The 13,288-nt window shown below is 69.5% G+C and carries 11 protein-coding genes and 1 riboswitch; of the genes, 2 read left to right on the top strand and 9 right to left on the bottom strand.

All coding sequences use genetic code 11. From position 1 onward, the window contains the following. Positions 1-158 precede the first annotated feature (158 nt). Positions 159-2,852, bottom strand: a complete 2,694-nt coding sequence (pepN, locus tag WT53_RS06300) for an aminopeptidase N (RefSeq protein ID WP_034206689.1) — start codon at positions 2,850-2,852, stop codon at positions 159-161. A gap of 185 nt (positions 2,853-3,037) precedes the next feature. On the opposite strand from pepN, the gene WT53_RS06295 reads away from it, so the two are divergent. Continuing rightward, positions 3,038-3,745 carry a DUF4136 domain-containing protein gene (locus WT53_RS06295; protein WP_034206690.1) on the top strand — a complete coding sequence of 236 codons (708 nt, stop codon included), beginning with the start codon at positions 3,038-3,040 and terminating at the stop codon, positions 3,743-3,745. Between the two features lie 54 nt (positions 3,746-3,799). Here the strand turns inward: WT53_RS06295 and WT53_RS06290 are convergent, their stop codons facing one another. The 8 genes from WT53_RS06290 to WT53_RS06255 form a co-directional block, all read right to left on the bottom strand. Then, positions 3,800-4,372, bottom strand: a complete 573-nt coding sequence (locus tag WT53_RS06290) for a TMEM165/GDT1 family protein (protein ID WP_034206691.1) — start codon at positions 4,370-4,372, stop codon at positions 3,800-3,802. Between the two features lie 78 nt (positions 4,373-4,450). Continuing rightward, positions 4,451-4,588: riboswitch (yybP-ykoY riboswitch) on the bottom strand. A gap of 113 nt (positions 4,589-4,701) precedes the next feature. After that, positions 4,702-6,021 (bottom strand): guanine deaminase, encoded by a 1,320-nt coding sequence (guaD, locus tag WT53_RS06285; protein ID WP_034206692.1) that lies wholly within the window; start codon positions 6,019-6,021, stop codon positions 4,702-4,704. Next, positions 6,018-6,380, bottom strand: a complete 363-nt coding sequence (locus WT53_RS06280; RefSeq protein WP_034206693.1) for a hypothetical protein — start codon at positions 6,378-6,380, stop codon at positions 6,018-6,020. The genes guaD and WT53_RS06280 overlap by 4 nt, the downstream gene beginning before the upstream one ends. A 26-nt stretch (positions 6,381-6,406) precedes the next feature. Next, the gene (locus WT53_RS06275; protein WP_034206694.1) at positions 6,407-7,432 is read right to left on the bottom strand and encodes an adenosine deaminase; all 1,026 of its coding nucleotides are present in this window, start codon (positions 7,430-7,432) and stop codon (positions 6,407-6,409) included. A gap of 18 nt (positions 7,433-7,450) precedes the next feature. After that, a complete protein-coding gene (gene xdhC / locus WT53_RS06270; RefSeq protein WP_034206695.1) occupies positions 7,451-8,455 on the bottom strand; it encodes a xanthine dehydrogenase accessory protein XdhC in 1,005 nt (334 codons plus the stop codon). A gap of 625 nt (positions 8,456-9,080) precedes the next feature. Then, entirely contained in the window at positions 9,081-9,593 is a 513-nt protein-coding gene (locus tag WT53_RS06265; protein ID WP_034206696.1) for a disulfide bond formation protein B, read from the bottom strand. Positions 9,594-9,751: 158 nt separating this feature from the next. Further along, positions 9,752-11,128: an amidase gene (locus tag WT53_RS06260; protein WP_034206697.1), complete on the bottom strand. Its 1,377-nt coding sequence runs from the start codon at positions 11,126-11,128 to the stop codon at positions 9,752-9,754. Positions 11,129-11,134: 6 nt separating this feature from the next. After that, positions 11,135-11,815, bottom strand: a complete 681-nt coding sequence (locus WT53_RS06255) for a GntR family transcriptional regulator (protein WP_034206698.1) — start codon at positions 11,813-11,815, stop codon at positions 11,135-11,137. A gap of 271 nt (positions 11,816-12,086) precedes the next feature. Between WT53_RS06255 and WT53_RS06250 the strand changes: the two genes are divergently transcribed. After that, a complete protein-coding gene (locus tag WT53_RS06250; protein WP_034206699.1) occupies positions 12,087-13,277 on the top strand; it encodes a gamma-glutamyl-gamma-aminobutyrate hydrolase family protein in 1,191 nt (396 codons plus the stop codon). The last annotated feature ends 11 nt before the right edge of the window (positions 13,278-13,288 follow it).

The raw sequence follows: 13,288 nt of genomic DNA, 5'->3' as shown, positions 1-13,288 counted from the left end.
GGTGACGGGCGGGGCGCGCATCGCGACGCAGGTGCGCCGCGCGGTCCGACCCCGCGCGTGCGGGTGATTTCAGGACGGGTCACGCGCAATAAAAAAGCCGGCGCCGCGTCAGCGGGCGCCGGCTCGATCGCTCGGACGCGACAGGGCGATCGCGCGACTTATGCGAGCGCTTTCTCGACGATCTCGCGCACGTCACGCGATTTCGCGCCGGCGGCGACCTGTTCGAGCGCTTCGCGCATCCGGTCGCGCAGCGTCGGCGTGAAGCGGCGCCACAGTTCGAGCGAGCGCGCGAGGCGCGCCGCGACCTGCGGGTTGATCGCATCGAGCGCGAGCACCTGTTCGGCCCAGAACGCGTAGCCCGAACCGTCCGCCGCATGGAATTGCGCGGGGTTGGCCGCGCAGAAGCTGAAGATCAGCGAACGCGCGCGGTTCGGATTCTTCAGGTTGAACGCGGGGTGCGCGAGCAGCTTGCGCACCTTCGCGAGCGTCGGCTGCGCGGGCGTGCCGCGTTGCGCCGCCTGCATCGCGAACCACTTGTCGATCACGAGCGCTTCCTTCTCGAAGCGACGGTAAAAGTCGTCGAGCGCGTGCTCGGCCGGCTCGTTCGCGCCCGCGGCGGCCGCGGACAGCAACGCGCCGAGCGCAGCCGCGCGATCGGTCATGTTGTTCGCCGCGTCGTACTGGGCCGTGGCGAGGCGCACGGCATCGGCCGGATCGTCGAGTTCGGCGAGATACGCGAGCGCGAGGTTCTTCAGTGCGCGGCGGCCCGAGGCTTCCGGCGTCGGCTCGTAGGCGCCAGGCGTCTGGTGCCGTTCGTACGCGGCGAGCCAGTCGGCGCGCAGCGCGCTCGCGAGCTGGCGGCGCACGAACTGGCGCGCGCGATGCACGGCGGCCGGGTCGGCCTCGGCCATCTGGTCCGCGAGATAGGTTTCCGACGGCAGCGTCAGCGCGAGTTCGCGGAACGCCGGCGACAGGCTTTCATCGGTCAGCACGCGGCGGAACGCGGCGACGAAGTTCTCGCTGAGCGCGAGCGGCGCATCGGCGGCGGCACGCGCGGCGAGCGTCAGCAGCGCGCGCGTCGCGAGGCGCTGGCCGGCCTCCCAGCGGTTGAACGGATCGCTGTCGTGCGCGAGCAGGAACGCGAGATCGTCGTCGCTGTAGTCGTACTCGACGATCACCGGCGACGAGAAGTTGCGCAGCAGCGACGGCAGCGGCGCTTCCGGCACGTCGATGAACGTGAAGGTCTGCTCGGTATCTGTGAATTCGAGCACGCGCGTCGTGCCCGACGCGGCGGCTTCACCGTCCAGACGCAGCGGCAGGTCGCGGCCGTCGCGGCCGATCAGCCCGACGGCGAACGGGATCAGCAGCGGCCCCTGCTGCGTTTCGCGCGCGGCCGGCGACGCGTCGCCGTAGCCTTGCGCGAGGGTGATCGTATAGCGGCGCGCGGCCGCGTCGTACGCGGTGCGCACCGACACGCGCGGCGTGCCGGCCTGGCTGTACCAGCGCTCGAATTGCGCGAGGTCGCGCCCGTTCGCGTCGGCCATCGCGAGGCGGAAGTCGTCGCAGGTCACCGCGTGGCCGTCGTGGCGCTTGAAGTAGAGATCCATCCCCTTGCGGAAGCCGTCGCGGCCGAACAGCGTCTGGTACATCCGCACGACTTCCGAGCCTTTCTCGTAGACCGTCATCGTGTAGAAGTTGTTGATCTCGACGTAGCTTTCCGGGCGCACCGGGTGCGCCATCGGGCCGGCATCCTCGGCGAACTGGAGTTGACGCAGCACGCGTACGTCCTCGATGCGCTTCACCGCGCGGGCCGCCGATTCGACGTCGTCGCCCGCGGCCATGTCGGCCGAGAACTCCTGGTCGCGGAACACCGTCAGGCCTTCCTTCAGGCTCAACTGGAACCAGTCGCGGCAGGTCACGCGGTTGCCGGTCCAGTTGTGGAAATACTCGTGGCCGACCACCGACTCGATGTTCGCGAAATCGGTGTCGGTCGCGGTCTCGGGGTTCGCCAGTACGTACTTCGTGTTGAAGATGTTGAGCCCCTTGTTTTCCATCGCGCCCATGTTGAAATCGCCGACCGCGACGATCATGAAGCGGTCGAGATCGAGCTCGAGGCCGAAGCGCTTTTCGTCCCAGCGGATCGAGTGGATCAGCGAGTCCATCGCGTGACGCGTCTTGTCGAGATCGGCCGGTTCGACCCATACCTGCAGCAGCTTTTCCTTGCCGGAGCCGGTCGTGATCGTTTCCTCGATCGCGACGAGCTTGCCCGCGACCAGCGCGAACAGGTAGCTCGGCTTGCGGAACGGGTCTTCCCATTTCGCGAAGTGGCGGCCGTCGGGCAGGTCGCCCGAATCGACGAGGTTGCCGTTCGACAGCAGCACCGGGTACGCGGCCTTGTCGGCACGCAGCGTGACGGTGTACGACGCCATCACGTCGGGGCGGTCGAGGAAGTAGGTGATGCGGCGAAAGCCTTCGGCTTCGCACTGCGTGAAGAAGTTGCCGCTCGACACGTAAAGGCCCGACAGCGTCGTATTCTGATCGGGGGCGCACGCGCTTTCGAGCGTCAGCTCGAACGCGTCGGGCACGTTCTCGACGGTCAGGCCGTGTTCGTGCGCGCGCACCGCGCCGTGCGGTGCGCCATCCAGCCGCGCGCCGAGGAATTCGAGCGCCTCGCCCATCAGTTCCAGGTGGGGCGCGGGCGCGGCGTCCGGATTGCGGCGCACGCGCATCGTGTTCCTGACGATCGTGCGGGCCGGCGCGAGATCGAACTCGAGTGCAACGGAATCGATGAGGAAGGCCGGCGGCGTGTAGTCGGCGCGGCGGATCACGGTGGAGGAGGCGTTGTCGGACATGGTCGTCGAGATCGGTGGAGTGGGGGGCGGCCCGTCGCGCGGGCCAGGCGAACCGGGCCATTGTACAAAGGCTGGCGGCTGCGTGTCGGGCGAACTTTTTACCGATCCCGGGAGTCCGCGTATTATCGGCATCCCGTACGCTTCGCGCGGTGCGACGAACGGGTGACGGATCGACGAGGATCATCATGAAACGCGAATGGATTTTCCGCAGTGCGGGCTGGGCGGCGGCGCTGTGCGTCGCACTGCTGACCGGCTGCACCAGCTACGTGACCACCCAGGTCACGGCCTTCTCCGATTGGAGCGGCAGCGACGCGACGCGCACCTATGCGTTCACGCGCACGGACGCGCAGAAGAACAGCATCGAGCAGTCGACCTACGAGCCGATCGTCGCGAACGAGCTGTCCGCGTATGCGTTCCGGCAGGTGCCGCAGTCGCAGGCGCGCTATCTCGTCGGGCTGACCTATGCGGTCGGCAGCGATCTCGTGACGGTGCCGCAGCCGGTCTACTACGACCCGTGGTTCGCGCCCGGGCCGTACTGGCGGCGCGGGCCGTGGAATCCTTGGGGCCCGTGGGGTCCCTGGGGGCCAATGCCGGCCGGTTACGTCGCGCAGACGTACCAGGTGTTCGACTACGTGCTCGGCATCCGCATCACCGAGCGCGCGACGGGCAAGGAGGTCTACAACGTGTCCGCACGCACGACCGGCGACAACGGCACGCTGCTGTACGCGATGCCGTTCCTTGCGCGCAGTGCGCTCGCCGATTTCCCGTTGTCGAACGGGGCGGTACGCTCGGTCCGGCTGCCGGTCGACAAGCGCGGCGGGCCGGCGGCACCGGCTGCCAACGAGCGCGCGGTGCCGGCCGCGCCGCCGGCGGGCGCGACCGTCGCGAAGTAACCCCGCATCCATCGTGGCGCGGCCGGCCGGCCGCGCCGGCTACCTGCCTTTCCGTCAGATCCCGATACCCAGCAGCGCCAGCGCGCCGAGCACGACGAACAGCACGGCCGCGATGCCGTGCACGAGCTTCGTCGGCAGACGGTGCGCGAAGCGGTCGCCGAGCAGGATCGCCGGCACGTTCGCGAGCATCATCCCGAACGTCGTGCCGGCCACGACGCCGATGTAATCCTGGAAGCGCGCGGCCAGCGCAACGGTCGCGATCTGCGTCTTGTCGCCCATTTCCGCGAGGAAGAACGCGACGAGCGTCGCGCCGAACACGCCGAGCCGCGAGCGGGTCGCATTGGCTTCGTTCTCGTCGAGCTTGTCCGGCACGAGAATCCACAGCCCCATCGCGATGAACGAGAACGCGAGCGCCCAACGCATGATCGACGGCGTGACGAGTACGCCCAGCCATTCGCCGAGCGCGCCGGCGAACCCGTGATTCACGAGCGTCGCGACGAGCACGCCGAGAATGATCGGTATCGGCTTGCGATAGCGCGCGGCCAGAACGAGGGAAAGTAGTTGGGTCTTGTCGCCGATTTCAGCGAGGGCGACGGCGCCGGTGGAGATCAGGAAGGCTTGAGACACGAATGGGGTTCCACGGGCCGTTGTTGTGCGTGCGAGCGACGATCCACCGCGCGCCGGGCCCTGATGCGGCGCACTGTGAACCATCGGTCTCGCCAGGCCAACGTGGCTGCGCCCGCCATGGCCGAACGGCCAAGTCTGTTGACGGACGCCTCCGTCACGATGCGCGCCGGTGGCGCGGGACATCGAGCGGAGCGGCTACTCCCCAATGAGCGGCGAATTCTAGCACGGCGCATTGCACGCGGGAAAGCGGGCCGGCCGCCGTGCATTCGATTGCCGGCATGCACGGCGGCGAAGCGGCCGCGCTGCCGGCACGGCGTGCCCGCCGGGCGTTACGCGGCGGCGGGGCGACGAGCGGCACCGCGCTCGTGCACGAGTTCGCCGGCCGCATAAGTGCGGTATACCGCGCGGTCGTCGCCGAGCAGCGCGAACGCGAACAGCAGTTCCTCGAGCGACTCCGCGCGCTTCGTGCGGCGCGCGAGCAGCGGCGTCGCCTGCGGGTCGAGCACGACGAAGTCGGCTTCGGTGCGCGGTGCGAGCGTGCCGACCGTGTCCGCGAGGTCGAGCGCCTGTGCGGCGCCGGCCGTCGCGAGCCAGAACATCCGCGTGGCGGTCAGGTGATGGCCCGACAACCGCGCGACCTTGTGCGCCTCGTTCATCGTCTGCAGCATCGAGAACGACGTGCCGCCGCCGACGTCGGTCGCGAGCGTGACGGGCACGTCGTATTCGCCGGCCTTGTCGAAATCGAACAGCCCGCTGCCGAGGAAGAAGTTCGACGTCGGACAGTGCGCGACGACGGTGCGCGTCTCGGCCATCCGGCGGCGATCCTCGTCGTCGAGGTGGATGCAATGGCCGTACACCGCGCGCGGACGCAGCAGCCCGTAGCGGTCGTAGATGTCGAGATAGCTGCGGTGGCCGGGGAACAGCTCGGCCGCCCATTTCACCTCGTCGACGTTTTCCGCGACGTGGCTTTGCACGAACACGTCCGGATGGCGGCGCGCGAGTTCGCCGCACGCCTCGAGCTGCGCCTCGGTCGACGTCGGCGCGAAGCGCGGCGTGAGCGCGTACATCTGGCGGCCCTTGCCGTGCCAGCGGCCGATCAGCTCGGCGCTGTCGTCATAGCCGGATTGCGCGGTGTCGCGCAGGAATTCGGGGCAGTTGCGGTCCATCAGCACCTTGCCCGCGATCATCCGCAGGTCGCGTGCGTCGCTCGCCGCGAACAGCGCATCGGCCGACTGCTTGTGCACCGTGCAGTAGACGAGCGCGCTCGTCGTGCCGCACGCGAGCAGTTCGTCGACGAAGAAGTCGGCGACTTCGCGTGCATGCTCGGGGTCGCCGAACTGGCGCTCGGTCGGGAACGTGTACTGGTCGAGCCACGGCAACAGGCCCGGGGCCGGCGACGCGATCATGTCCGTCTGCGGATAGTGGATGTGCGTGTCGATGAAGCCGGGCACGATCAGCTTGTCGCGCAGGTCGTGGACCACCGCGTCGCGCGCGAGCGTCGCGGCGAGCCGTGCATACGGGCCGGCCGCGACGACCTTGCCGGCGTCGACGATCAGGAGCCCGTCGGTCTCGTAATTCGCGGCCTGGCTCGATTGCGCCGGGTCGCCGTTGAAGGTCAGCAGTTGAGAACGGAAAGCGGTTTGCGTCATGACGAAGGGTCCTGCATCAAGGTAAGGCGAACAGAAGAAAGCGATCGACGCCACATGGCGGCGGGACGGTGCTTCGCGAGCGGCGGCGGCGCGCGACGTGCGGCACGGCCGGCGGCGACGGCGTGGGCGGACGTGGCGGCCGAAGCCGCCAGCGAGTGGTTGCCCGCACACCTCGCGGCCGTTGCGTCCGCAACCGGTGCGCCCGCAACCGGTACGACGGCGAACGGCACGGCAAGCCGCGACGGCCGGTGCGTGCGGGCGACGACGCGCCGCGCGGTCGCTCCGCATGCACGCAGCCAGTCGGCGCGGCGCCAGGCCGAACCGGTGATCGCGAAGCCGATGCCGTTGTCGTGTTTCATCCGTCAGCGTTCCTCGATGCGGGTCGTCACGCGGCGTTCCAGTAAGCGTCGAGGCGCGCGTACAGTGCGTCGCGCTGCGCCGGCTCGATGAACGACGCCTCGAAGCCGTTGCGGATCACCGCATGGACTTCGGCATCCGTGAGTTGCAGCCCTTCGGCCGTCGCGAAGTAGTTTTCATTGACGTAGCCGCCGAAATAGGCCGGATCGTCGGAATTGATCGTCACCGCCACGCCACGGTCGAGCAAGGCCTTCAGCGTGTGCTTCGCCATGTCGTCGAACACGCACAGCTTCAGGTTCGACAGCGGGCAGACGGTGAGCGCCGTGCGCGTCTTCGCGAGCCGTTCGACGAGCGCCGCATCCTCGATGCTGCGCACGCCGTGGTCGATCCGGTCGACCTTCAGCACGTCGAGCGCTTCGTAGATATACGCGGGCGGACCTTCCTCGCCGGCGTGCGCGACCAGCTTCAGCCCGAGCGCACGCGCCTTCTCGAACACGCGTGCGAACTTCGTCGGCGGATGGCCGAGCTCCGACGAATCGAGGCCCACGCCGATCAGGCGATGACGATAGCGTTCGAACAGCGGCAATGCGGATTCGAACGTCGCGAGCGCATCTTCTTCGGACAGGTGGCGCAGGAAGCACAGGATCAGTTTGCTCGACAGCCCGCGTCGTTCGGCATCGGCGAGTGCGCGCTCGATGCCCGCGACGACCGTCTCGATCGGCACGCCACGCTCGGTGTGCGTCTGCGGGTCGAAGAACAGTTCGGTGTGGACGACGTTGTCGGCGAGCGCGCGTTCGCAGTACGCGGCCGTCATGTCGTAGAAATCCTGCTCGGTGAGCAGCACGCTCGCGCCGGCGTAGTAGATGTCGAGGAACGATTGCAGGTCGGTGAACGCGTACGCGGCGCGCAGCGCATCGATCGAATCGTAGGCGAGCTTCACGCCGTTGCGCTGCGCGAGCGCGAAGATCAGCTCGGGCTCGAGCGAGCCTTCGATATGGATGTGCAGCTCCGCTTTCGGTGCGCGGGCAATCTTGTCCTTGAATGTCGGGGTCATGGCGTCGTTCTTGGTCGGTCAGTAGGATGGGGAAGCCTGCGCGGACGCATTCGCCTCGACGGCCTGCAGCAATTGCGCGGCCACCGAGATCGCGATCACTTCGGGCGCCTTGTCGACGATGCCTTCGACGCCGATCGGGCAGTGCATCCGCGCGAGCTGGGCGGGGTCGATGCCGATCGCGGCGAGGCGATGATCGAACTGCACGCGTTTCGTGTGCGAGCCGGTCATCCCGAAGTATGCATAGTCGCCGCGTCGCAGGATGCGCTCGGCCAGCGCGAAATCGAGTGCGTGGTCGTGCGTCATCACGACGAAGTAGGACTGCGGCGGCGCTGCGTCGACCGCGTCCGCCGGGGAAGCGGCCGCATCGATCGCGAGGTTGCCGATGCCGGCGAGCGCGTCGGCCGGCGGGAATGCCGCATCGGGCCGGTCGATCCAGCGCACGTGGCACGGCAGCGTCGCCAGCACCTTCACGAGCGCGCTGCCGATGTGCCCCGCGCCGAACAGCATGACGGGGAACGCGTACGGGGCGATCGTTTCGGTCATCAGCGATACGCCGCCGGTTTCCCACAGCAGGCAGTCGGCGCGCGCGGCTTCCGATTCGGGCTCGCTCAACAGCGGCGCGCCCGGCGAGGGGCCGAATGATACGCTACGGACGGTCGCGGCGCCGGCCGCGACACGCTTCGCGAGCGACATGATCCAGCCGAGATCGCCGACGTCGAGCCGCTCGAACGCGAGCACCACGGCGCCGCCGCAGCACTGGCCGAGGCTCGGGCCGAGCGCGAGCCGCTCGAGCCGGCGGGCGTGCGGCACGTGCGCGCCGTCCTTCAGCAGGTGCCGCGCGATCTCGATCGCCTTCCATTCCAGATGACCGCCGCCGATCGTATGGCGTGCCGTGTCGCGCGTGACGAGCATCTTGGTGCCGGCCTCGCGCGGCGCGGAGCCGTCGGTGTGCGCGACCGTCACGAGCACGGCCGCTTCGCCGTGCGCGAGCAGTTGCTGCAGATCGCCGAGCCAGGCTTCCATCAGCACGCTCCGTTCGGGACGACGCGGCACGACACGCGGCGCCGGCTGGCGGGCGCGGCGGCAACGAGGACGGACGGGAGCGGGGCGGGCCGGCTGCACGGCCGATGCGGCGCGGCGGCCGGGGACCGACGGCGTGCGCGAACGGCGCCGCCGGACGCGCGGACGCCATGAGGGTGACGGATGCGGATGGTTTGCGTTGTCATGATGAATCCAGTCGACATTGCGGATCGGGCGCGCGTTACGCAGGCAGCGGTGAGACCGCCTGGCCTCGCGCACGTAGATCGCCATCCAGTCCCGAAGATAGCACCGCCACGCGCCGGGAACATGGGCGGGCGGTGATCCGGGCTATCAGGCGGCGATCATGTCGATCATAGGCGCGCTGCGCGGGATCGGGGCGCCGACGCATGCGCATCGGGCGGAAACGCCCGCGCGGCGGGCGGGAGCGCGGCGATCGCGCGACGCACGCCGGCCCGGCGATCCGGGCGGCGGCGGGGTAGGTGTTTACACGCGCCGACCGGGCAGGGCCGGCGCAGGCGCTCGCCGCGACCGGGTGGCGGCTCGTCGGCGCCGCGCGGCCCATTCGGCCGGGCCGCGCCGGCCATGGGCCGGCAAAACGGCCGGCCGGTCAGCTCGCGAGCTTGCGGCGATGGCGCCAGAGGCTCGCGACGACCGCGATCAGGATCGCGGCGAAGCCGATCAGCGCCCAGCCGGGCAGCAGGATGCCGAAGATCGGCGGGTAGACGGTCTCGCACAGCCCGGCGACCTTGAACATGCCGGGGAACCACTGCGCGGGCGGCAGGCTGTCGACGATCGGCTGCAGCGTGTCGAAGCCGCAGCTGAAGCCCGGATTCATCTGGATCGACAGGTGCCGCGCGGCCGTGGCGACGCCGCCGGCCGCGGCGATCGCGATCAGCAGTTCGAGCACCCAGACGCCGCGCCAGTTGCGGATTCCCGCAGCCAGGAACGCGAAGATCCCGATTGCGCAGAAGAAGTAGCGCTGGATGATGCACAGCGGGCACGGGTCTTCGTTCTTCACGTACTGCAGGTACAGCGCGCCGGCCAACAGGGCGATGCACACCCATCCGAGCAGCATCAGCAGGCGGCGTTCGCGGCGTAGTGCAAGCGTGTAGTCGTTCATGTCGGCGGGGTTCCTCGTCGGTCGGTCCGGAAAACAATCGCGCGATTTTAGCGCGAACGGTCTGGCACGAAACTGACGGCGCGCGTGCGGCACCCTGCCGCACTGCGCGCGGGCCGCCGGCGATCGGCTCGCCATCGGCTGGCCACCGGCCGGCGCGGTCAGCGGATCGTGTTCAGCACGGCCTCGACCGACTGGCCGATCGCGAGCAGCGCGTCGTCGCGATGCGGCGCCGCCGCGAGCATCAGGCCGACCGGCGCGGCGTCGCGCGGATGGCACGGCAGCGACAGCCCGCACGCATCGAGGAAGTTGAATGCGCTGGGGTTGCGCAGGATCAGCGCGTTGGTGCGGGTGAACGCGTCGTCGTCCGTTTCGAGTTCGGCGATGCGCGGCGGCACGACCGGCACCGTCGGCGCGACGAGCGCATCGAAGCGCGACCAGACCGTGTGCGCGGCTTCGTCGAGCATCGCGGCGCGCGCGGCGAGCAGGTCCAGATAGTCGGCGGCCGTCGCGGGCTCGCCCTTCAGGATTCGCGTCAGCACGCGCGGGTCGTACCGGTCGCGATGGGTGGCGAGCAGCGGGCGATGCCATGCGTACGCTTCGATCGGCGAGAAGCCGAAACGGTTGATCTCCGGCAACCGGTCGAGCGCGGGGAAGCGCACTTCGGCGACGATCGCGCCGGCGGCTTCGAGATGCTTGAGCGCGGTGTCGAGCGCGGCCGCGACATCGGCATCGACGCCGTCCGTCACGTAGTTCGTCAGCACGCCGAGCCGCACGCCCTCGAGCGGCCGGGCCGCCGGCACGTGCGGCTCGAGCCCCGCGAGCATCCGGTCGACGAGTGCGCAGCACGCGACCGTCAGGCCGATCGGGCCGAACGAGTCGAGCGTCGTCGACAGCGGCACGCCGCCTTGCGTCGGGATCCGGCTCGCGGTCGGCTTGAAGCCCGTCAGCCCGCACAGCGCGGCCGGAATGCGGATCGAGCCGCCGGTGTCGGTGCCGAGCGCGACCGCAGCCATCCCGTCGGCGACCGATGCGGCCGCACCGGACGACGAGCCGCCCGAAATCCGTGCATCGCCCGGCACGTCGCGGCGGTACGGCGAGCGCGGGGTGCCGAAGTGCGGATTCAGCCCGAGCCCCGAGAACGCGAACTCGCTCATGTTGGTGCGGCCGACCAGCACCGCGCCCGCACGCTTGAGCCGCGCGACGGCGACCGCGTCGGTGCGCGCGGCCGGCGCGCCGTCGAGTACGCGCGAACCCGCGCGCGTGACCTGGCCCGCGACGTCGAACAGATCCTTGACCGACACGGGAATGCCCGCGAGCGGCGACAGCACGGTACCCGCGGCGCGCAGCCGGTCGTGTGCGTCGGCGGCCGCGCGGGCGTTGTCCGCGTCGACTTCGGTGAAGACGACGGCGCCCTGGCCCGACGGATCGGCGATCCGGTCGAGCGCGGTGTCGACGAGCGCGCGGCTCGTGGTCCGGCCGGCGGCGAGGTCGGCGGCGAGCTGGGCGAGCGGGGGGAAGGGCGTGAAAGTGGTCATGGCGGCTCAGGGGCGAAGATGTTGAAGAAGCGTGGAGCGAAACGAATCGATATGGCTTTCGACGGCCGCGCGTGCGCCGGCGGCGTCGCGCGCGGACAGCCGATCGAACAGCGCGCGGTGCTCGTGCTGGACGTCGGCGAGATGGTGCGGTTCGGACAGCGTGACGAACCAGAAGCGCAGCGAACGATCGTGCAGCGCGCGCAGGATTTCGGCGAGCACCGCGTTGCGCGCGGCCGTGGCGATCGTCTGATGAAACGCGCGGTCGAGCGCCATCATGCCCTCGACGTCGTGGGTGTCGACGCAGGCCTGCCCGTCGTCGAGCAACGCGGCCAGGCGCGCGAGATCGTCGGGCGTCGCATGGCGCGCGGCGAGTTCGGCGCAGTGCGCTTCGTTGATGCGCCGCACGTCGATCACCGCGACGATGTCGTCGAGCGACAGCGGCTGCACCATCAAGCCCTTGCGCGGCATCACGGACAGCAACCCTTCGAGCACGAGCCGATGCACGGCCTGGTGCACCGGTGTGCGGCCGATCCCCGTGCGGGCGACGAGGTCGGCTTCGTTGAGCGCGGCGCCCGGCTTCAGGCGCATCGTGATGATGTCCCGCTGAATCAGCGCGTACGCGCGCTCGGCGAGGCTGGCCGGCGACGCGGCGGCGCGGTCGCGGGCGACGTCGGTGAGGGTGCTCATACGGGGTGCGGCGCCAGGGCCGGAAGGGGCGCGATCATGGCGCGGATGGCTCGGGAAGCATGGACGATCTCTGGATATTATTGTGATATATCAGTGATGTCCAGCATGGTCGATACGAGGCGGGCGCGTGACCGAGCCGTTCTGCCGCGCGACTTGCCGACGACTTGCAACAATATCGACAGGATGTTGCAGGTTTGCCGCGCGATCGTGCACTGAAGCATAATGAATCCTCGTCTATCCCTACGCGCGAGCGACGCATCAGACCATCGTCATGAGCGAAAACACGCCTTCTCCGGCCGGTCTGCCCGGCACCTCTTCCGCTTCTTCCGATTCCCCCCGTCCCGATCCGGCGAAAACGCCCGCTGCGCCGGCCACGCAGGCCGCCGCGGAGAACGTCGCCGACGACGGCGCGTCGCCCGTCACGGCCGCCTCCGAGCCGGGTGCGCCCGGCGCGGCGGGCGCACCCGGTGATGGCGCCGCCACGGCCGCGCCGCCGAGGCCCGGCTCGCCGCCGCCCGGATTCGGCGCCCCGCCCGATTTCGACACGCCTCGGCCGCCGCCCGCGAACGCGCAGAATGCGCCGCCGGCCTACCTGAAGCAGAGCGACACGCCGTGGTCGGTGTTCGGCCGGATCGTCGCGGCCCGCGCGCGACGGCTGTTCGACCGCGCCGGTCAGCGCATCACGCAGCGCACGCTGCGCATCGGCGTGTCGGCGCGGATCTTCCATCCGGAGCCCGGCGCGAAGGGGTTGCGCGGCAAGACGCTGCAGTATCTCGAGGAATCGATCGCCCACTGGGTGATGTCGCGCGACGTGCTCGTGTTCATGATTCCGACCGTCGGCCATCAAGGCATGATCCATCCGAGCAACATCCGCCTGCGCGATTACGCGAAGCATCTCGACGGCCTGCTGCTGCAAGGCGGCGCCGACGTGTCGCCGCAGACCTACGCGGCGTCGGATGCGCGCCCCGAATGGCCGGGCGATCGCGTGCGCGACATGTACGAGCTCGAACTGCTGCACGAATTCGTCGAATCCGGCAAACCCGTGCTCGGCGTGTGTCGCGGCTGCCAGCTCATCAACGTCGCGTTCGGCGGCTCGCTGTACCAGGACATCGCCACCGACGTGCCGACCGCGAACGCGCACGTGAGCGAGCATTACGACCAGCATCGTCACGCGATCCGCTTCCCCGACTCGTCGACGCTCGCGAGCATGTTCCCGGGGCGCAGCGAAGCGATCGTCAACTCGATACACCACCAGGCGATCCGCGATCTCGGCCGCGACCTGAACATCGAGGCCGTGTCGGCCGGCGACGGGATCATCGAAGGCATTCGCCATCGGCGTTCGCCGTTCGTCGTCGGCGTGCAGTGGCATCCGGAGTTCCATCGCGCGGGCGGCTCGGAACTGCTCGACTGCACGCCGCTGCTCGATGCGTTCCTGCGCGCGGCGCGCGAAACGCGTCTGTAGTACGCGGTATT

This window comes from Burkholderia sp. MSMB2157WGS (genome assembly GCF_001532755.1).
GTDB lineage: Bacteria > Pseudomonadota > Gammaproteobacteria > Burkholderiales > Burkholderiaceae > Burkholderia.
This window is presented reverse-complemented; position numbering and strand designations above follow the sequence as displayed.